The 20947-nt window shown below is 56.5% G+C and carries 13 protein-coding genes and 1 pseudogene; all 14 read left to right on the top strand.

Annotated elements, in window-relative coordinates; translation table 11 throughout:
- Window position 1 precedes the first annotated feature (1 nt).
- Complete coding sequence (gene tssF, locus AB3U87_RS06475) at window positions 2-1879, top strand: type VI secretion system baseplate subunit TssF (protein WP_394148715.1); 1878 nt, start codon at window positions 2-4, stop codon at window positions 1877-1879.
- Window positions 1876-2925, top strand: coding sequence for a type VI secretion system baseplate subunit TssG (gene tssG / locus AB3U87_RS06470; protein WP_301253415.1), 1050 nt, complete (start codon window positions 1876-1878; stop codon window positions 2923-2925). Before tssF ends, tssG begins: the two co-directional genes overlap by 4 nt.
- A gap of 137 nt (window positions 2926-3062) precedes the next feature.
- The gene (tssH, locus tag AB3U87_RS06465) at window positions 3063-5672 is read left to right on the top strand and encodes a type VI secretion system ATPase TssH (protein ID WP_394148714.1); all 2610 of its coding nucleotides are present in this window, start codon (window positions 3063-3065) and stop codon (window positions 5670-5672) included.
- Window positions 5673-5697: 25 nt separating this feature from the next.
- Complete coding sequence (locus tag AB3U87_RS06460) at window positions 5698-7134, top strand: serine/threonine protein kinase (RefSeq protein WP_394148713.1); 1437 nt, start codon at window positions 5698-5700, stop codon at window positions 7132-7134.
- A 79-nt stretch (window positions 7135-7213) separates the two neighbouring features.
- The gene (locus tag AB3U87_RS06455; protein ID WP_370734753.1) at window positions 7214-9148 is read left to right on the top strand and encodes a type VI secretion system Vgr family protein; all 1935 of its coding nucleotides are present in this window, start codon (window positions 7214-7216) and stop codon (window positions 9146-9148) included.
- A 19-nt stretch (window positions 9149-9167) separates the two neighbouring features.
- Window positions 9168-10220: a PAAR domain-containing protein gene (locus AB3U87_RS06450; protein WP_370734752.1), complete on the top strand. Its 1053-nt coding sequence runs from the start codon at window positions 9168-9170 to the stop codon at window positions 10218-10220.
- 22 nt (window positions 10221-10242) lie between these two features.
- On the top strand, window positions 10243-10680 hold the full coding sequence (locus AB3U87_RS06445; protein ID WP_301253562.1) for a hypothetical protein: 438 nt from the start codon (window positions 10243-10245) through the stop codon (window positions 10678-10680).
- A gap of 13 nt (window positions 10681-10693) precedes the next feature.
- Window positions 10694-11761: a hypothetical protein gene (locus tag AB3U87_RS06440; RefSeq protein WP_370734751.1), complete on the top strand. Its 1068-nt coding sequence runs from the start codon at window positions 10694-10696 to the stop codon at window positions 11759-11761.
- A 121-nt stretch (window positions 11762-11882) separates the two neighbouring features.
- Entirely contained in the window at window positions 11883-13805 is a 1923-nt protein-coding gene (locus AB3U87_RS06435; RefSeq protein ID WP_369895238.1) for a type VI secretion system Vgr family protein, read from the top strand.
- The gene (locus AB3U87_RS06430; RefSeq protein ID WP_301253541.1) at window positions 13802-14224 is read left to right on the top strand and encodes a DcrB-related protein; all 423 of its coding nucleotides are present in this window, start codon (window positions 13802-13804) and stop codon (window positions 14222-14224) included. Before AB3U87_RS06435 ends, AB3U87_RS06430 begins: the two co-directional genes overlap by 4 nt.
- A gap of 3 nt (window positions 14225-14227) precedes the next feature.
- Complete coding sequence (locus tag AB3U87_RS06425) at window positions 14228-18853, top strand: RHS repeat-associated core domain-containing protein (RefSeq protein ID WP_394148712.1); 4626 nt, start codon at window positions 14228-14230, stop codon at window positions 18851-18853.
- Window positions 18854-18857: 4 nt separating this feature from the next.
- A complete protein-coding gene (locus tag AB3U87_RS06420) occupies window positions 18858-19403 on the top strand; it encodes a hypothetical protein (RefSeq protein ID WP_253455462.1) in 546 nt (181 codons plus the stop codon).
- Window positions 19404-19708: 305 nt separating this feature from the next.
- Window positions 19709-19894 (top strand): annotated as a pseudogene (locus AB3U87_RS06415) (RHS repeat-associated core domain-containing protein); the annotation flags it as partial.
- A 374-nt stretch (window positions 19895-20268) separates the two neighbouring features.
- On the top strand, window positions 20269-20556 hold the full coding sequence (locus AB3U87_RS06410; RefSeq protein ID WP_253455458.1) for a HigA family addiction module antitoxin: 288 nt from the start codon (window positions 20269-20271) through the stop codon (window positions 20554-20556).
- Window positions 20557-20947: the final 391 nt, after the last annotated feature.

Genomic DNA, 20947 nt, shown 5'->3' with positions numbered 1-20947 from the left:
TATGGACAGCAAACTGCTCGATTATTACAACCGTGAACTGGCGTACCTGCGCGAAATGGGGGCGGAGTTCGCCGAACGCTATCCCAAAGTCGCCGGACGGCTGGGCATGAGCGGCATTGACGTGGCCGATCCCTATGTCGAGCGGTTGATGGAGGGCTTCGCCTTTCTGACCTCGCGCGTGCAGCTGAAAATGGACGCCGAGTTCCCGCGCTTTTCGCAGCGGATGCTGGAGATGATCGCGCCCAACTATCTTTCGCCCGTGCCTTCAATGGCGATTGCTGAACTGCATCCCGACGGTAAAAAAGGGGATATCAGCGGCGGTTTCATGGTGCCGCGCGGCACCATGATGGACAGCCAGATGCTGAAAAAAAGCGGCGTCACCTGTAGCTACGCCACGGCGCACGACGTGATGCTGCAACCGCTGCGCATCGCTCACGTGGAGCTGGGCGGCGTGCCGGCGGATATCCCGCTTGGCAGCATGGGGCTGAGCCAGCGCGGTGCGGTCAGCGCGCTGCGTATCCGCCTGGAGTGCTTTAGCGAAGTGGCGCTGAGCCATCTGACCCTGAAAGATCTGATGTTTTTTCTCAGCGGCCCGGACATTCAGGCGCAGCAGCTGCTGGAGCTGATGATGCAGCACACGGTCGGCAGCTTTTGCCAGACGGTGGAGCCGCAGCCGCAGCGGGTCGTGCTGGGCGACGACGCGCTGAAGCAGGAGGGCTTTGCGGCTAACCAGGCGCTGCTGCCGGAAGATCTGCGCAACTTTGACGGTTACAGGCTGCTTCAGGAATATTTCGCTTTCCCTGCGCGCTTCCAGTTTGTCAGCATCAGCGGCCTGGGCGAGCTGCCTTCACGCTGTGGGCCAGAGGTAAAAGCCTTTGAGATCGTCCTGCTGCTGGACAAGGCTGACGCGGCGCTGGAGCGGACGATCGACAAAAGCCATCTGGCGCTGCACTGTACGCCGGTTATCAACCTGTTCCCGAAAGCGGCGGAGCGGCAGAAAATCAGCGAAGGCGTGCATGAATATCATCTGGTGGTCGATAACATTCGCCCGCTCGACTACGAGATTTACTCGGTGCAGAAGCTGTACGCCACGGGCGACAGGCAGCAGGGCGAGCAGGTGTTCCGGCCTTTCTGGAGCACCTTCAGCCGTGACGAAGGCGACTACGGCGCTTATTTTTCGCTGCGCCGCGAGCAGCGCACGCTGTCTGAACGCGCGCAGCGTTACGGTACGCGCACCGGCTATATCGGATCCGAAGTCTTTCTTTCGCTGGTGGATGAGCGCCAGTCGCCGTGGCGCGACGATCTGACCCATCTGACGGCAGAAGTTTTGTGCACCAGTCGCGATCTGCCGCTGATGCTGCTGGCGCAGGATCAGGGCAACTTTATGATGGCGGACTCGGTGCCGGTCAGCCAGCTGACGCTGCGCAAAGGCCCAACGCCGCCGCGTCCGGCGCTGGCGGAAGGCATGGCGACCTGGCGGCTGATCAGCCATTTGCAGCTGAATTATTTAAGCCTGATGGACAGCGACGACGGCCAGGGCGCCACGGCGCTGCGCCAGCTGCTGGGGCTGTATGCCAATCTGGCGGAAGCGCCGGTGGCCCGGCAGATTGAAGGCATTCGCCACTGTCGGCTCAAACCGGTCAGCCGTCGGGTGCCGGAACCCGGCCCGATCGTGTTCGCGCGCGGCATCGGCATTGAGCTGAGCGTCGACGAGCAGGCGTTTTCCGGCGCCAGCCCGTGGCTGCTGGGCAGCGTGCTGGAGCAGGTCTTCGCCAGGCTGGTCGCCATCAACAGCTTTACCGAGCTGACGCTGACCAGCCAGCAGCGCGGCGAGGTCGGCTACTGGCCCGCGCGCATGGGCAAAAGGGCGCTGATATGAACGTGCTGCGCATTCGCAAAACGCAGCGGCTGCCGGAGGCGTTCTGGTCGGGCGTGACGCAGGCACCGTGGCGCTACGACCTGTTTCAGCTGCTGCGCAGGCTGGACGCACAGGGCGGCGAGCGCTATCCGCTGGGCCGCGCGCCGCTGCCGCGCCATGAGCCGTTGCGCATCGGTCAGGAGCCGTCGCTGGCCTTCGCGCCCGCCACGCTGTCAAAGGCCGGCCCGCGCGACAACAGCTCGCTGCACGACATCTCAATTTTAAGCTTCGGCCTGTTTGGCCCGAACGGCCCGCTGCCGACGCACCTGACGGAGTACGCCCGCGAGCGCATTATTCATCATCAGGATCGCAGTATGTCGGCCTTTGCCGACCTGTTTCACCATCGGCTGACGCTGCTGTTTTACCGCGCCTGGGCCGACGCGCAGCCAACGGTATCGCTGGATCGGGAAGACAATCAGCGCTTCGATCGTTATCTGGCGAGCCTGATCGGCATGGGCCAGCCGGGCCAGCTGGCAAAAGGCAGCCTGAGCGATCACGCGCGCTTTGCGGTGGCCGGGCATTTAACCCGCCACGCGCGCGACGTCGAAGGCCTGCAAAAGATCCTCAGCCACTATTTTAAGGTGCCGGTCAGGCTGGTGGGAAACGTGCCGCACTGGCTGCCGATCGACAGCCGCGAGCGGGCGAAGCTGGGCGCGGGCCGCCACGCGCCGAAGCTGGGCGAATCGATGTTTCTGGGCGTGGCGGTGCGTGACGTGCAGCATAAGTTCCGCATCGAGCTGGGGCCGATGCCGCTGGAAACCTATAACCGCTTTCTGCCGGGCGAGGCCTGGACTCTTGCGCTGCGCGACTGGGTACGGCAATACCTGGGCATTGAATATATCTGGGAGCTGAAGCTGATCCTGGCGGCGGAAGAGGCCAAAGGGATCCGGCCCGGCGACGCAACCCGGCTCGGCTTTAACAGCTGGCTCGGCCATTTAAAAAGCGGCGAGCCGCTGCGCGATCTGACCTTCAGCCCGGAACCGGCGGAGCAGGTCGCTGCCAGATAACGTTTTGTTAAAACCCGCACGACCTCGACAGAGAAAGTCACTTTTTCCGGCCGCCTTGCCGAACCGGGCCGCTCGCTTATCGGGCTTGTTCTTTACGGCTCCCTGTTTTAACCGTCATCTACTTACCGAGAACAACCATGTCAGAAATCAGCCGCGCCGTACTGTTCGGCAAACTGGACACGCTGTTATTTACCTCGCTGGAAAGCGCCACCGCCTTCTGCAAGCTGCGCGGCAATCCCTATGTGGAGCTGGTGCACTGGCTGCATCAGCTGATGCAGCAGCAGGAAGGCGATCTGCAACAGGCGATCCGCTATTTTTCACTGGATGAAGAGGCGCTGACGCGCGATATCGTCGGGGCGCTGGATCGTCTGCCTCGCGGCGCCAGCGCGGTGTCGGATCTGTCCGAACATATCGACAGCGCGGTTGAGCGCGCCTGGGTGTACGGCTCGCTGAAGTTCGGCGTGCAGCAGATCCGTGGCGGCCATCTGCTGATTGGCCTGCTGAAAACGTTCAATCTGGCCAACGTGCTGAAAAGCATTTCGCCGCAGTTTGGCCGTATCAGCGCCGATACGCTGCTGGAGCAGTTCGACAGCGTGTTCGCCAACAGCAAGGAGAGCAGCATCACCGCCGCGCCCGTCCAGGAGGGTGCCGTGCCGCAGCAAAAAAGCACGCTGGCACAGTACGCGCAGGATCTGACGGCGCGCGCGCGCGAAGGCAAGATCGATCCGATCGCCGGACGCGATGAAGAGATCCGCCAGATGGTGGATATCCTGATGCGTCGCCGCCAGAACAACCCGCTGCTGACCGGCGAAGCGGGCGTCGGCAAAACGGCGGTGGTGGAAGGCCTGGCGCTGCGCATGGCGGCAGACGACGTGCCGGAGCCGCTACGCAACGTGCAGCTGTGGCTGCTGGATATCGGTATGTTGCAGGCCGGCGCGGGCATGAAAGGCGAATTTGAGGCGCGGCTTCAGGCGCTGATCAATGAAGTGCAGTCCAGCCCGACGCCGATCATCCTGTTTATCGACGAGATCCACACGCTGATCGGCGCGGGCGGCCAGCAGGGCACGGGCGATGCCGCCAACCTGTTAAAACCCGCGCTGGCTCGCGGCCAGCTGCGCACTATCGGCGCGACCACCTGGGCGGAATACAAAAAATATATCGAGAAAGATCCGGCGCTGACCCGGCGTTTCCAGACCGTGCAGGTGCAGGAGCCGGACGAAGAGAAAGCGCTGCTGATGCTGCGCAGCACCGTCACCACGCTGGAGAAGCACCATCGCGTCCTGCTGCTGGATGAGGCCGTGGCGGCGGCGGTGAAGCTTTCGCATCGCTATATTCCGGCACGCCAGCTGCCCGACAAAGCCGTGGCGCTGCTGGATACCGCCTGCGCCCGCGTCGCCGTCAGCCAGAGCGCGCAGCCGCCGCAGCTGGAAGACTGCCTGCACCGCATCCACGCGCTTTCGATTGAAAAAGAGATAGCGGAGCGCGAGGCGAAAGTGGCGATTGGCGATGCGTCCCGGGCGGCAAAAATCAGCGAGCAGCTGGCTGCGCTAGGCCGCCAGCGCGATGAACTGACGGCACGCTGGCAGAGCGAACGCGGGCTGGTGGACGCCATTATCGCGCTGCGCGAGCGGCTGCATAAGGATGATGCGGAAGATGTCACCGCCCTTCAGCAGCAGCTCGCAGAGCAGCAGCAGCAGCTGAAAACGCTACAGGGCGAAGCGCCGCTGTTGTTTGCCGCCGTCGATGCCAACGTGGTCGCCGCTGTAGTTGCCGACTGGACCGGCATCCCGCTGGGCCGCATGATGAAAAACGAAATCGACGCGGTGCTGAAGCTGGCCGACACGCTGAACGAGCGCGTGATTGGTCAGCGCCATGGCCTGGATCTGATCGCCAAACGCGTGCGCACCTCCCGCGCGCGGCTGGACGACCCGAATAAGCCGGTCGGCGTCTTTATGCTTTGCGGCCCGTCCGGCGTCGGCAAAACCGAAACCGCGCTGGCGCTGGCCGAAACGCTCTACGGCGGCGAGCAGAACATTATCACCATCAATATGAGCGAGTTTCAGGAAGCGCACACCGTTTCTACGCTGAAAGGCGCGCCGCCGGGCTATGTCGGCTATGGCGAAGGCGGCGTGCTGACCGAGGCCGTGCGCCGTCGTCCTTACAGCGTGGTGCTGCTGGACGAAATCGAGAAGGCGCATCCCGACGTGCATGAAATTTTCTTCCAGGTCTTTGATAAAGGCTGGATGGAAGATGGCGAAGGGCGTCATATCGACTTCCGCAACACGCTGATTATTCTGACTTCCAACGTCGGCACGCAGCTTATCAGCGCCATGTGCGCCGATCCGGAACTGATGCCGGAACCGGACGCGCTGGCGGGCGCGCTGCGCGGGCCGCTGCTGGAGGTTTTCCCGCCGGCTTTGCTGGGCCGTCTGCTGGTGGTGCCTTATTATCCGCTGAGCGACGACATGCTCGCCAGCATTGTGCGGCTACAGCTAAAGCGCATCCAGCAGCGTCTGGCGCAGAACCACGGCATCGTCTCCGAGGTGGATGACAGCGTGATTGCACGCATCGTTCAGCGCTGCACCGAGGTAGAATCCGGCGGCCGTATGGTCGATGCCATCCTTACCAACACGCTGCTGCCGCAGATGAGCCAGCTGCTGCTGGACGCACACCGGCGTGAAGAGCAGTACCAGCGCCTGCGGGTAACCCTGCACGACGGCGAGTTCCAGTGTCAGTTTGAGGCGTAAGCCGCAATTAAGAGAGTTGTCCAATATGTCAGAACAAGATATTCCGCGAGCCATTCCTGGCGCTCTGCCGGTGGGCTACCGCTTTAACGAGTTTGAAATTAAAGAGGTCATCGGCGGCGGCGGCTTCGGTATCGTCTATCGCGCCTGGGATCATCAGCTTGAACGCACCATCGCCATCAAAGAGTTTATGCCCGCCTCGCTGGCGGTGCGCAGCGACGATCTGACGTTGGTACTGCGCAGCGAGCGCTTCAGCAAAACGTTTCACGCCGGGCTGAACAGCTTTATTCAGGAGGCGCGCCTGCTGGCCCGCTTTAATCATCCGAATTTGCTGCACGTGCTGCGCTTTTGGGTGCAGAACGATACCGCCTATATGGGCACGGCGTTCTATACCGGCACCACGCTGTCGCAGCTGCACAGCCGCCGCCCGGAGATGATTAGCGAAGCCTGGATCCGCTGCCTGCTGCCGCCGCTGTTCGGCGCTATCAATACTATCCACCGCGAAGGCTATCTGCATCGCGATATCTCGCTGGATAATATCCAGATCCAGGAAAACGGCGTGCCGGTGCTGCTGGACTTCGGTTCCGCCCGCAAGGCTATCGGCAACCTTTCTGATGAAACCGAAACCATGCTCAAGCCGGGCTTTGCGCCGATTGAGCAGTACAGCGACGACAACGAGAGCGAGCAGGGCACCTGGACCGATATCTATGCGCTAGGCGCAGTGCTGCATACGCTGATTGTTGGCTCGCCGCCGCCGGTCAGCGTGGTGCGCAGCATCGAGGATAACTATAAGCCGCTGGTGCAGCAGAAGCCCGCCGGCTACTCGCTGCCGCTGCTGCACGCGATTGACCGCGCGCTGGCGCTGCAACCGGAAGATCGGCCGCAGACCATAGACGAGCTGGCGGCGCTGATGGCGCTTTCCGCCAGCGATATCAGTGAAATCGTTGAGGTGAAGGTCAGCGGGCCTGGCACCATGCTGGTGCCGGTAGAAGAAGAGCAGGCTGCGCCAAAAGCCGCCGGGCTGAAGCGCTTTATGGTGCCTGGCCTGATTGCCGCAGGCGTGCTGGTGGGGATTGGCGTGGGCGCGCTGATGGCGGGCGGCGGCAGCGACGATGCGCCGCAGACGGCCGCCACGAATGCGCCAGCGGCAACTTCTGCGCCTGAGGTGACTTCTGTGCCAGCAGTAACGCCAACGGCCTCTCAGCCGCCAGCGGAAACGGCGAAGGCCGCCGAACCTGCGCCACCGCCGGAGCCTGTCGCCCAGGTCTATATCAAGCTGCTGCCGGGCGATAAAGTAGCGATGAACGGCAATCCGCAGGCGCTGGTGCCGTCGCCGAACGGCTTCGCTATGCTGCAGCTGCCGCCGGGCGATTACCGCTTCAGCATCAGCAACAGCGGCCAGACCCGCGATCAGCGCATTACCGTCGATCGCGAAGGCGTATGGCTGCTGAACCCGCAAAGCTGAGGCCGCGCGCGCCGCTCAGTTCCTGTCCATTCCTTATCCGCCCGGCGTCCAGCCGGGCCTGCCAGTCCGGGAAATTACTATGTTTGATCGTATCACCGTCATCCTGCCGGTCGAGGGCCTGCTGTTCTGGAAGCTCAGCGGCCGGGAGAAGCTCGCCGACGCCTTTGAGTTCACCGTAGAGCTGCTGAGCCCCGACGCGCGCCTCGACCGCAAAACGCTGCTGGGCCAGCCGGTTACCGTGTGCATCCCCACGCAGGGCATGGGCACGCGCTACCTGAACGGCAAAATCACCCGCGCCGGGGTCTACAGCCAGGAGCTGAACGGCACGCGCTACGCGGTGTACCGCCTGAGCATGGAGCCGGACCTGTGGCCGATGAAGCGCGACCGCAACCTGCGCATCTTCCAGGGGCAGACGGTGGTGCAGATAATCAAAACGCTGCTGGACGAGTACGGCGTGACGGTGGAGGACCGGCTGACGGGCAGCTACCGGGTGTGGGAGTACTGCGTGCAGTACCAGGAGAGCAGCTTTGACTTTATCAGCCGGCTGATGGAGCTGGAGGGGATTTACTACTTCTTCCGCCACGAGGCGGACAGGCACACGCTGGTGCTGGCGGACAGCGCGCGGCAGCACCAGCCTTTTCCGGGCTACGGGGTTATTCCGTACCACGCGACGCCGTCGGGCGGCAGCACCTCCGCCGAGGGCATCAGCGTGTGGGAGATGGAGGACAGCGTGACGCCGGGCATCTACAGCATAGACGACTACGACTTCCGCAAGCCGAACGCGTGGATGCTGCAGGCGCGGCAGAACCCGGCGTCGCCGGCGCCGGGGCAGATAGACGTGTACGACTGGCCGGGGCACTTCGTGGACCACGACCACGGGGAGCACTACGCGAAAATCCGCCAGGAGGTGTGGCAGGTGGAGCACCAGCAGATAAGCGCGGTGGGCACGGCGCTGGGGCTGGCGCCGGGGAACACCTTCACGCTGCTGAACGCGCCGTTCTTCAGCGACAACGGCGAGTACCTGACGGTAAGCGCGTACTACGACTTCGAGGAGAACCGCTACGCCAGCGGGGGCGAGGGCGGCACGAAGCACAATATCGCCATCGGGGTTATCCCGTCGGCGGTGACGTTCCGTGCGGCGCCGGAAACGCCGTGGCCGCGCACGCACGGGCCGCAGACGGCGAAGGTGGTGGGGCCGAAGGGCGAATCCATCTGGACGGATAAGTACGGGCGCATCAAGGTGAAGTTCCACTGGGACCGTCTGGCGAAGGGGGACGACACCAGCTCGTGCTGGGTGCGCGTGTCGAGCGCCTGGGCGGGCCAGGGGTATGGAAGTATCCAGATACCTCGCGTAGGTGATGAAGTGGTGATCGACTTCATCAACGGCGATCCCGATCGACCAATGGTAACGGGCCGCGTCTATAACGAAGGGAACATGCCACCATGGGGATTACCGGCGGCCGCAACCCAGATGGGATTTTATAGCCGTAGTAAGGATGGACATAAAGATACCGCCAACGCGCTGCGCTTTGAGGACAAAGCCGGTCACGAACAGATTTGGATCCATGCGGAAAAAAACATGGATACGGAAGTCGAGAGCTGTGAAACGCACCACGTGGGCGTCGATCGTCTGAAAGCGATTGGCCGTGACGAAAAAGTCACGATAAAGCGCAATCATCTGACGGAAACGGGTGAAAAACACGTCGTTAATGTCGGCAAGGATGAAACTGTGCTGACCATGGACAAAGAGGGTAATGCGCTGCTTGAGGCCAATACCAGCATTAAATTAAAGGTGAAAGACAACTATATATTGATTTCGCCCGACACCATTGAAATTCAGGTAAAATCAGGGGATCTTCACGCCGAAAGCGAATTACAGGCGCTGTTTAAAGGCAACGAACTGACCACGGTAGGCGACGGTAAAAATACCGAGATGAAAGCGAACGACACGGTAAGTATTACCGGAACGAACGTGGCTGATATCAAAGGCGCGATGGTTAAAATTAACAGTTAATGGCTGAGGAAAAATAAGTATGGGTATGCCTGCGGCCAGAGCATCCATCGATAAAGCCGCTCACGATGGCCCAATTCAGTGCGGGAGTCCTGACGTTATCATTGGAGGATTTCCTGCTGCCCGTAAAGGTGATTCGTTTTCCTGTACGCAGCACGGCAGCGGCATTATTGTCGGTGGTTCCGGCAGCGTGCTGGTTAACGGCGTATCGCTCGCCCGCCAGGGCGATAAAACCCAGTGTAACGCTGGCGGCGCATCAGCTCCTGCAAAACCTAAACCTGCGGCTCCGCAATACTGGGGCGGCTCGCTGGCTAAAAAGGCCGGTGAAGACGGTAAAATACATGGCGATCATTATGATGGTCGTATATTAAGCATCTGGAATAACGAAGAAGATAAAACGGAAGATGGACACTATGACACGGCTTCAATGGGCGTGGCATTAGAAGATTTAACGCTTGGCAATATGCAGAGCACGGATGTTCTGAAAGGAGAGTTGAGAAATAAAATAGGCGTGGTAAACGTCAATAGCACGGATTACGGATATTCGACTGATTTATCAGGGTTTAATACGGTAGCGACGGCGACTGGCGCGCAGTATGGTGCAACAGGCGCGTTAGGAAATCAGGGAACGCTATATTTAGGTGCTACGGGGGATGTCACATTAGGCACTGCCGAGGCCAAGGCCATCAGCGAATTTTATACGGGTGATAAAGGACGTTATGGTTTTTCTGGTGAGGTGGGCGCCGAGGCTGCAGCAGTAAAAGGAGAGCTGACAGGGAATGTTGATTTATATGGTATTTTGGTAACGGGTGGTAAAGTTGGTGGGAGTGCAGGGGCCGTTGGTGCCTCTGCTGGAGTAACCGGATATTGGGATGAGACAGACTATTCGGTGAATGTTAAAGCTTCAGGTGAATTAGCTTTAACTGTGGGCGTGAAAGTTGATGTGGATTTTAAACTTTCTTTTAAAAAGATAATAAGTTGGGGCTTTAAAGAAGGCGATGAGAAAAATATACCGGAGAAAAATGGCGATGGGGTAATTAGTACTGGTTGTAATACAGTGCTAATAGGTGATTGACTTTTAAATCGGTGGGTTAAGTATGTCTTGGTTAGGTTTTCTTATATTTTTAGCTATTTCTCTATGGTATGTGTGGAATGGAAAAGACAGTTTTTCTAAAAAAGATTGGTTTTTGTTTGCAGCTAAAGTAATTGGTGTATTAATTGGAACTGCTCTGTTTGGCAGGCTAATGTATAACATGATAACTTCATGGCACTTTATGCCCATGTCTGACGCAAAAAAACTCACTGCCTCTTTAGGCGGAGCATGTATCGCGGTACTTGGCAGTAAATTCTTGATAGTAGCACTTTGTTCCATCTTTTCAAATATCATGGGGTTTCATAAGGAATATAATACACAGAACTATGAAAAATTATCATCTTTTTCGAAAAGTGTTTCTCCGTCACTTCTTCTTTTCGTAAAGTGTTTAGTTTCCGCAGCATCTGCATTGATGCTTTATGGGATTTGGTTAGGTAGATAAAAAGGAGGGGGTTATGAGCAATTACATCAGCTACGACTTTCCGCTTGCCTCTCCTTTTACTAAAGAGGAAATGCAGCAGCGTTACTGGAAGTGTCTTTACACCTCTTCCAGTGAGAAGATGCTGCACTATTGGGTAGCTTTACCGCAAAGCCTGAAACCTGCTGAAATCAAACCGGTGGACTTCCCGGAAGTAGGGTTGGTGAATATTGGTCGTTATATTACATCCGATGATACGCCTTATCTTGAGGTTTGGGCAGCTTATGAGCGATGCGAGTGGGAAATGAACGCATCTGACTGGCTGTTCAAAAAGCTGTCCATTATGGGTGAAAAGATCCTGCACCAGCGTATAATTAATAATCCCAACGGTAGCGGCAAGTTTGCAGATGTGTTAACAGTCAAAGTTCATGCCTCTGGTGATGAAGTCATCTCGCGCTATACCATACAAAAAGATTACAATCCTGCGGAAGGCGGCGGGAATTACTTCCTTTTGAAAGCTTCCTGCGCTTCACGAGATTATGCTGCGCTGGCTGATGATATCTTTTTTGTCGTGGTTAACTGGGATCTCTTAAATCGTAGCAATCTGGCGCTGGCTGAATTATTAACTACCGTTAATCTGGGAGCAGGAAGTTCGTTTAAAGTACCGTTATCCTGGAAAGCTAAAGTTATTTCAGAAAACAGAATGCTCATAGAGCATACTATCGAAAATATTAATTATGGTGCGATAAATTTATACTTTTATCCTGACACTGTGGTTCACTCGGCAGAAGAAATTTTTGATAAATGTGCCGAGCGTTTTCATCAACAGGATAATGGAATAACACTGGTAGCAAACGAGCTGGAGCCCATCCAAAATGATTTTAACAGCAATCTGAATATTGATTTATTCACGTGCACGGGTGAGATCACCAGCAGAGATGACCATATGCGCGCTTTTTATCAGGCATACGTTTTCAATAAAAATAACGTATGGGCATATATAGAATTAGTTGGCAGGCATCGTAACGTAAAAGACTATCATTTTGAAGAAAATAAGCGATGCCTGGAAATTATTTTCTCTACCATGCAGATCTCGGCTCATTAAGTTGATGTCTGTCTTTTAGACACCAATACGATAACCCTGCTCTTAAAAACACACTCCGTCTGACCCTACTAAATCTTATCCGCCCGGCGTCCCGCCGGGCCTGCCAGTCCGGGAAATTACTATGTTTGATCGTATCACCGTCATCCTGCCGGTTGAGGGCCTGCTGTTCTGGAAGCTCAGCGGCCGGGAGAAGCTCGCCGACGCCTTTGAGTTCACCGTGGAGCTGCTGAGCCCCGACGCGCGCCTCGACCGCAAAACGCTGCTGGGCCAGCCGGTTACCGTGTGCATCCCCACGCAGGGCATGGGCACGCGCTACCTGAACGGCAAAATCACCCGCGCCGGGGTCTACAGCCAGGAGCTGAACGGCACGCGCTACGCGGTGTACCGCCTGAGCATGGAGCCGGACCTGTGGCCGATGAAGCGCGACCGCAACCTGCGCATCTTCCAGGGGCAGACGGTGGTGCAGATAATCAAAACGCTGCTGGACGAGTACGGCGTGACGGTGGAGGACCGGCTGACGGGCAGCTACCGGGTGTGGGAGTACTGCGTGCAGTACCAGGAGAGCAGCTTTGACTTTATCAGCCGGCTGATGGAGCTGGAGGGGATTTACTACTTCTTCCGCCACGAGGCGGACAGGCACACGCTGGTGCTGGCGGACAGCGCGCGGCAGCACCAGCCTTTTCCGGGCTACGGGGTTATTCCGTACCACGCGACGCCGTCGGGCGGCAGCACCTCCGCCGAGGGCATCAGCGTGTGGGAGATGGAGGACAGCGTGACGCCGGGCATCTACAGCATAGACGACTACGACTTCCGCAAGCCGAACGCGTGGATGCTGCAGGCGCGGCAGAACCCGGCGTCGCCGGCGCCGGGGCAGATAGACGTGTACGACTGGCCGGGGCACTTCGTGGACCACGACCACGGGGAGCACTACGCGAAAATCCGCCAGGAGGTGTGGCAGGTGGAGCACCAGCAGATAAGCGCGGTGGGCACGGCGCTGGGGCTGGCGCCGGGGAACACCTTCACGCTGCTGAACGCGCCGTTCTTCAGCGACAACGGCGAGTACCTGACGGTAAGCGCGTACTACGACTTCGAGGAGAACCGCTACGCCAGCGGGGGCGAGGGCGGCACGAAGCACAATATCGCCATCGGGGTTATCCCGTCGGCGGTGACGTTCCGTGCGGCGCCGGAAACGCCGTGGCCGCGCACGCACGGGCCGCAGACGGCGAAGGTGGTGGGGCCGAAGGGCGAATCCATCTGGACGGATAAGTACGGGCGCATCAAGGTGAAGTTCCACTGGGACCGTCTGGCGAAGGGGGACGACACCAGCTCGTGCTGGGTGCGCGTGTCGAGCGCCTGGGCGGGCCAGGGATTCGGCGGCGTGCAGATCCCGCGCGTCAACGACGAGGTGGTGATCGACTTTATCAACGGCGATCCGGACAGGCCGATCGTGACGGGCCGCGTGTACAACGAGGCGAGCATGCCGCCGTGGGCGCTGCCCGGCGCGGCAACGCAGATGGGCTTTTTAAGCCGCTCGAAGGACGGCACGCCGGACAACGCCAACGCGCTGCGCTTTGAAGACAAGGCGGGCGAGGAACAGGTGTGGATCCAGGCGCAGAAGAATATGGATACCAATATCAAAAACGATGAAACCCACACGGTAGGCGGTAATCAGACGGTATCCGTTAATAAAGATTTTACCAGCACGGTAAGCGGCGCTTACGTGCAGAAAACACAGAAATCACGTAATGAACTGGTGGGAGGAGATTACGAGCTTTGGGCGCAGGATGGCTTGCAAATTGCCGCCGGACAAGGCATCAGCTTTGTTTCGGGGGAGAGCGTGCTGACGCTCGATCCCAACGGCACCATTTCGTTGCAATGCATTCAGTTCCAAATCAACGCCACCGGCAACGGACAAATCAATACCGGCGGCACGCTGGATCTGAATATCAGCACGCCAACGCCGGGCATCACGCCCGATCCAACACCGATGACTATCGGCTATGAGGTTCTTCAGGCCTTCGATAAAAAAGGAAGCAATTCATGAATTACATTTTATCCGAAGGCACGCTGACGTTACCTGAAGCGGTCCAGGAACAAAGCATCACCTTACTGAAACTGCCCAAAGCACGCGCCACGCTGGTCGTGACCCGAGCGTGGGATGTGCAGGAAGGCGAAGAAGCGCGCTATCTGCAACAGCAGTTGGAAAAAGTGAAACGCGATATGAAAAAATTCGCGGCTGAAAAAGTGCAGGAGGCGCTTTTCGGCGGCCTGCCTGCGCAGGAAGTGGCGATGCGTTTTGAAAACCAGGGTGTGGCGGTCGTGCAAAAGCTGCTGGTCGCCAGAACCGCTACGCATCTGATGACGTTGACCTTCAGCCGGGCAGGATCTTTCGATGCGGCTTCCCTGGCCGTCTGGCAAGATATTAAAAAAGGATTTATTCCTGCCGCAGGATCGGAGGCTTGAGTGATGTCCGATTCGATCGCAGCCCGTTTAGACGATCCTTTAGTGCACAGCTCCGCACTGGCGGATCTTGTCAGCGGATTAGTTGAAGGAGCTATCTATACCGGCATTTTAGCCGGCGCTGGCCTGCTGTTTGCCGTCAACCCGGTAGCCGGCGTCGCGGTTGGCGCGGCAGCCATGCTGGGTGCGATGGCATCCGGCTATCCTGAAAAATTGGGCAACAAAGCCAGCGACGCCGTTGACGGCCTGCTGGATACGCTGGGCATGCGCGGGCCGCCGGATGCGGTTATAACCAGCGGTTCTGATAACGTTAAGATCATGGGCAAACCGGCTGCACGCGCGGCAGGAACCGTAAGCCGTGCCTGGCTGGCTTCGCCGTCTGTCGGCAGCGAAGAAGCGCCGGGGCTGAAAGATATTGCCATGGCTGTGGCGGGCGGGATCGCTTCCACTATCCGTCATCCGGGCGATGCCGTGAGCGCCGCGCTGGATAAGGTCAGCCATCTTAACGCTGAATCGGTAGGCAACTGGTTTAGCAATCTTTGGGATGATTTGATTCAGCCGACCGTTGCCAGTGCCAGTCCTTATGCCACGCCAGCCAATAAAGATACCGTCGCCTGTACCAAAGGGCATCTGGCCGAGAATGCCAATTTTCTGGCGGAAGGCTCGAAAAAGGTGATGATCAACGGCCATCCTGCAGTGCGCAACGGGCATCGCAGCACCTGTGAAGCTACTGTTCAGGTCAGCGATAACCCGCGCGTGCGTATCGGCGGGGACAGCGTGGTGGTGCGCGATATTCGCAGCGGCAAAAACATGCTGGCCTATTTTATCGGCGGCCTGCTGAGCGGCGGTATCGGTAAAGAAGGGGCAAAACTGCTGGAACAGCTTTTTACCCGCATCGCCGCCCGGCGCGCGCTGCGGCAAATCACCTGTACGATCGTTTCTGAAGCCGGAGGAACGGTTGCCGCAGGCGCCATCTCCTCCGTGGCGATGCAGAGTTTTCACCCGGTTAACTATGCTACCGGGGCCAAGATCCTTGCCGGTCAGGACGATCTGGATTTTGTGCTGGAGGATCGTATCCCGCTTTACTGGCAACGCATCTATCACAGCCGCAACCTGACGACCGGTCTGCTGGGCACGGGCTGGATGCTGCCGTTTGAAACGCGTCTGCTCCGCTTTCGTCATCCGGACGGGACTTTCCAGTTTGCCTGGCGCGACATAACGGGTCAGGAGCTGGGACTGGGCGAGATTGCGCCAGGCGACGTGGTGCGTTTTGATGAAGAGGGCTTTACGCTGTTCTGCTCGCTGCAGGGCGTTATCGTCATGCAGACCGCCCAAGGCGAGTTTCATCTTTACGAGCCGGATCCGCAGCGTGAGGGTGAATGGCGAATCGGCCGCATTTATGACCGTCATGAAAACTGCCAGCATTTTAGCTGGAACGAAGCCGGACAGCTGACCGCCATTGCTGGCGATAACGAAGCGCTGGACGTGCGGCTGAGCTATGAACCGCAATATGGCCGACTGACGGCGCTGCATCAGGTGGTCGCCGGGGAATTATGTCCTCTGGTGAATTATCGCTATAACCCGCAGGGACAGCTGATTGCGGTGCAGGATGCTGATGGGGTTGAAACCCGCCGCTTCAGCTGGGATCGCGCCAGCGATCTGATGGCCTCGCACAGTTACGCCACCGGCCTGACCGTGGCCTACCAGTGGCAGCCAGCCCGCGATCCACGTTACTGGCGCGTATATGAGTATCAGGTGCTGGACGAACATCAGCATTGCCTGGAGCGCTGGCTGATCGATGCAGACGAAGAAGATCGCAGCGCAAACGTGACCTGTTTTTCTGGCGGCACCACGCAGCATCGCTGGGACGAGCTTTGTCGTATTACCGACTATATCGACAGCTATGGCGCGCACTGGCGATACCGCTGGGCGGAGCAGGGCGACCTGCTAATGGCTACCCTTGCGCCGGGCGATCGGGTCTGGACCTATGACTACGATGAACGCGCCAATCTGTCGATGGTGCGCGATCCGCTGGGTCAGACCACTACGACCCTCTGGCATCCATCCTATGCGTTTCCGTTAAAAGAGGTGCAGCCCGACGGTGCCGTGTGGCAATACGAGTACAACGACGCCGGAGATGTTGTAGCCGTAACCGATCCGCTCGGCGGTACCAGCCGTTTTACCTGGAACGAGCAGGGCGATTTAATCACGCGCACCGACGCGCTGGACAACATGCATCGCTTCTGGTGGAACGAGCGCGGGCAGCTCCGGCGCGACGAGGACTGCTCCGGCAACCAAAGTTATCGTCTGTATGATGATGCGGGAAGGTTGCTGAGCAGCACGGACGCGGAAGGCAACACTACGCGTTATCGCTGGAGCGCTGCGGGTCGTCTGCAGTGCCTGACGCGTCCTGACGGACGTGAAACGGAATATGAATACGATCGCGCCGGCATGCTGGTTGGCGAGAACGTCGACAGCTTTTCAGAGCGGCACGTGGCCCGTAACGTGCGCGGGCAGATCGTCAGCCAGACCGATCCAGCAGGGCATATTACCCGCTATCAGTACGATCGCTTTGGACGGATGACGGCGTTAATCAATCCAAACGGCGATCGCTGGCAGTTCGAGTATGACAACAGCCAGCGCCTGCTGGCGCAGATTGACTACGCGGGGCGTCGCAAAAGCTATGGTTATGACGAGCTGGGCCAGGTTACGGAAGTCGTACAGCATCCGTTGTCTGTTGAAGGCGAAAACCTGCCGCCTCACCGCACGCAGTTTGAATATGATGAAGTCAGTCGCCTGACGGTGAAAACTACGCAGCAGCACCGTACCGAATATCACTACGGCCCGGACTGCGTGGAAGTCAGAAAGATAGCGCTGACGGAATGGGAGAAGGCACGAGCTGAAGGCCGTGAGGCAGAAGCCGAAGTACTGACCTTAACCAGCGACGCGCTGGGCAACCTGCTCAGCGAAGAGAACAGCGGCGGGCTGTTCACGCATCAGTATGACGCGCTGGGCAACCTGACCGGCAGCACGCTGCCGGACGGGCGCGAGCTGAACTGCCTGCGCTACGGCACCGGTCATCTGCTGCAGATGAACCTGAAAATGCACGGTAAGCAGAGCGAAATCGCGGGCTATCAGCGCGATAAGCTGCATCGTGAGATCGATCGCACCCAGGGCGCGCTGCATCAGGAGACGCGCTACGATCCTGTCGGGCGGATCGTGATGCGCCGCAGCGGCTTTATCGATCGTTCAGGCGTGGTGCTGGAGCGCCGCTATCGCTGGGATCGTCTGGATCAGGTGATGCAGCAGCTGGTGTCGGACAGCGCAACGCGGCAGAACGAGTGGGCAAACCAGCAGCAGCGCTTTGGCTATGATGCAACGGGGCAGGTCACGCGTGAAGTCCGCACCTATAAGGAAGAGCATTTCAGCTGGGACGCTGCCGGAAACCAGACCGACAGCCCGGGCGAAACCGTCTGGCGCAACCTGCTGCTCAGGCTGAAGGGTGCGCGCTGGCGCTACGACGGCTTTGGTCGCATGACGTGGCGGAAATCGTCTGCCGATGCCGTGGAGCAGCACTTCAGCTATGACGACGAGCACCGCGTCAGCGAAGTACGTTTCGACGGGCACAGGGAGTTCAGCCGTGCGGAATATCGCTACGACGCGCTGGGTCGCCGTACGCAAAAAATTCTGCATCGCCACGGAAGGGAAAAGGAAGTTATTTCGTTTCTGTGGAGCGGCATGCGGATGGTGGGCGAAAGCAGCAGCCTTCAGCCTGCGCGCAACACGCAGTACATCTACGGCGAAAACAGCTGGGAACCGCTGGCGCGCGTAGACAGCATCGGCGAACAGTCGGACATTTTCTGGTATCACACCGAACTGAACGGCCTGCCGGAACGGATGACCGACGAACACGGCGAGGTGGTATGGCGCGGCCGTTTCTCCACCTGGGGCGAAACGGAGCGCGAAAGCGTCACCGGCTTCCAGGCGGTACAGCAGAACCTCCGGTTTCAGGGGCAGTACCTGGACAGGGAGACGGGCCTTCATTACAATTTATTCCGCTATTACGATCCGGTGGGTGGGCGGTTTACCCAGGTTGACCCGATAGGGCTGGCGGGTGGGATTAATACTTATGGGTATGTGGGCGATCCGCTGGTTTGGGTTGATCCGCTGGGTTTAAACGGATGCTCCACTACCCTAGGCAAAAATATGATGGAATCTATGGGGCTATCGCGTTCAAGAAAATGGAAAGGATATCAGGCACATCATATTATACCAAAGGAATTAGCCAACCATCAGGCACTCCAAAAAATTAATTATTATATTGATAGTGCATCCAATGGAATATTCTTGCGGAAGGCTGATGATGTAACAAGTGCAATGTCAAGACATCAAGGTAACCATCATGGTTATACTGATGCAGTTAGGGATGCATTGGATAGGGTTGATTTAAATCAATCAGTTGATGAGGTATCCAGGCAAGTCACCATAATCCAGAACAAAGCCAGCCGCGGAATGATGAGTGGTGTTCCAATAAGATCCAAGGATATGTATAATGCTGACATCTTTGGCCGAGATATAACGCAGATTGGCAGGCAGCGAGTATATAGTTTGTGGACAGATATATTAGGGTGATAATATGATGAATCAGAAAGATTTTTATATGGAACCAATTTTATTTATCAATGATGCAAAATTTTTAGCAGGAACGAGAGAGCCGCTGAGTCAATTTGATTTAATTAGTGATCCTGAAGAGGCTAAGAAAATGCTCTTTGAGCAAGAGTTGCCTGATCCTTATGTCTACTGGGGCGACTTTTTTTCTGATTTAATATCGGATATTGTTCTTGATAAAAATTACAAACCAGCACAGAAAGATATATTAGAAGCATCAAAGTTATTGAAAAAAGATACAATCAAAGAAAATATAAGAAAAAGGAAAGCATATTTGCTCAGAAAAAAAAATGGGCTTGCTGGAAATGAAACCTATGATAATTTTTTGAATGATGTAAGTGATGAGGCTATTTATATGTTGAATATGGTGGCTACTCAGCGATATATTTATGGAGAGCAGGAAGGATCTATGTTGGAGGAAATTTACAAAATCTTAAGGCACGGATGTTTACCTTGTAACTTAAATAAAGATAAAAATATTTTTGTTATATTTAATCCAATTGACATAAAGTGATTATTAAGGAAAATTCAGATATGCCATATTTTTAATTGTGGCATATCGCTAAAGCGCAAAAGACAATGAATATTATATTAACTGCTCAATAGCTGAACTAAGGCATGGCCATAGGGTTTTCTATATCAATGTCGATAAAATTAATGACTTGAGTGTTATTAACCAAGAACTCGTGGCTGTTGGAGGATCGACATCAAACGGTCTCCCACTACTTTCAGACTGCCTCCGATCTGGCGCAAATTCCTCCTCTGCCAGCCGATTACCCATAATGTTCTCCAGCGCCGCTCTTGACCGGCTTCCAGGCGGTACAGCAGAACCTCAGATTCCAGGGACAGTACCTGGATCGTGAAAGCGGGCTGTACTACAGTCTTTTCCGATATTATGACCCGGTCAGCGGACGATTTACCCAGCCCGACCCAATAGGTTTGGCTGGCGGGATTAATACTTATGCCTATGTAACGGATCCTATAACATTTGTAGATCCGTTGGGGGGAAGGCTGTAGTGTTCGTGAAGGTGACGGTATAACTCATGACATTCAGCTTGTACTAATGCATAAGCATTATAAACAGACATTTGTTCATATTAAAGATGTCATTATAAGTGTGCAGAAAAATATATTTACGATACAACGCACAATGGCGGCTGCCAACAATTATGGGTTTGCGAATTAGCTCATCTGAGCCAACAGCGCCTGCCGCCTGACCCGAGCAACCTCCCGCTTCTACTGTTCAGGCGCAGCCACTATCTATCGGCGCCTGCTTATTTAATTTGCGAGCCGTCTCGCAAGAAAGAGCATCAACTATTTTTATTTAATTCAGCGGCAGTAATATAGCCCTCAGGAATAGCAAGCATTGAGGGAACAATATGAAAGTAATCACAGCCGTTCATCCGGGGATTATCCTGCGGGAATATCTGGGCGAGATAACGGTTTCTGAAGCCGCCGCCGCGCTGGATATCACCTGCGAGACGCTTTCCAGCCTGCTAAGCGGGCGGTCAGGTATTAACGCCGATATGGCGCTGAGGCTGGAGGTCGCGTTGGGAACCAGCCCCGTTATGTGGTTAGCGATGCAGGCTGGATATGATTTGCTGATAGCGTCTCAGCAGCGCCGGCCCTATATTAAGCCCCTGATAAAACCCGTGCAGTGTCATTAGGATTGCCGAATTTTAATAATTGAATAAAGCCGGGGGATTTAAGGGGTAATTAAAGGGTAATTAAAGGGTAATTAAAGGTGTAATTAAAGGGTAATTAAAGGGTAATTAAAGGGTAATTGAAGGGTAATTAAAGGGTGGTTAAGGGGTAATTACAGGGCTGATTGCTAAGTGACTGCTCCGTTATAGATGGTTTATCCTTATTATTTCTTGTATTTTTTTATTATTTGTAGCAGGTTAATATTTAAGTGTATTTGCGCCGTATACCTTATAGCGTAGCGTTCCTGATAAGATAAATTAGTAAAAATATTTTTCAGGTTGCCAACTGCTAAATTATAGCCACGAAAAGATGCTTGCATATTAAAATAACGCGCTGACTGGTCATTGGCTGCAA

Origin of the sequence: Erwinia plantamica (assembly GCF_043420595.1) — a bacterium.
GTDB lineage: Bacteria > Pseudomonadota > Gammaproteobacteria > Enterobacterales > Enterobacteriaceae > Erwinia > Erwinia aeris.
The sequence above is the reverse complement of the archived record's forward strand: the minus strand, read 5'-3'. Positions and strand labels throughout refer to the sequence as shown.

Bases quoted from the DNA above. Each gene is read 5' to 3' on its own strand.
- tssF (WP_394148715.1), top strand. From the start codon at position 2: ATGGACAGCAAACTGCTCGATTATTACAACCGTGAACTGGCGTACCTG.
- tssH (WP_394148714.1), top strand. From the start codon at position 3,063: ATGTCAGAAATCAGCCGCGCCGTACTGTTCGGCAAACTGGACACGCTG.
- AB3U87_RS06455 (WP_370734753.1), top strand. From the start codon at position 7,214: ATGTTTGATCGTATCACCGTCATCCTGCCGGTCGAGGGCCTGCTGTTC.
- AB3U87_RS06410 (WP_253455458.1), top strand. From the start codon at position 20,269: ATGAAAGTAATCACAGCCGTTCATCCGGGGATTATCCTGCGGGAATAT.
- AB3U87_RS06420 (WP_253455462.1), top strand. From the start codon at position 18,858: ATGATGAATCAGAAAGATTTTTATATGGAACCAATTTTATTTATCAAT.
- AB3U87_RS06425 (WP_394148712.1), top strand. From the start codon at position 14,228: ATGTCCGATTCGATCGCAGCCCGTTTAGACGATCCTTTAGTGCACAGC.
- tssG (WP_301253415.1), top strand. From the start codon at position 1,876: ATGAACGTGCTGCGCATTCGCAAAACGCAGCGGCTGCCGGAGGCGTTC.
- AB3U87_RS06435 (WP_369895238.1), top strand. From the start codon at position 11,883: ATGTTTGATCGTATCACCGTCATCCTGCCGGTTGAGGGCCTGCTGTTC.
- AB3U87_RS06450 (WP_370734752.1), top strand. From the start codon at position 9,168: ATGGGTATGCCTGCGGCCAGAGCATCCATCGATAAAGCCGCTCACGAT.
- AB3U87_RS06440 (WP_370734751.1), top strand. From the start codon at position 10,694: ATGAGCAATTACATCAGCTACGACTTTCCGCTTGCCTCTCCTTTTACT.
- AB3U87_RS06460 (WP_394148713.1), top strand. From the start codon at position 5,698: ATGTCAGAACAAGATATTCCGCGAGCCATTCCTGGCGCTCTGCCGGTG.
- AB3U87_RS06445 (WP_301253562.1), top strand. From the start codon at position 10,243: ATGTCTTGGTTAGGTTTTCTTATATTTTTAGCTATTTCTCTATGGTAT.
- AB3U87_RS06430 (WP_301253541.1), top strand. From the start codon at position 13,802: ATGAATTACATTTTATCCGAAGGCACGCTGACGTTACCTGAAGCGGTC.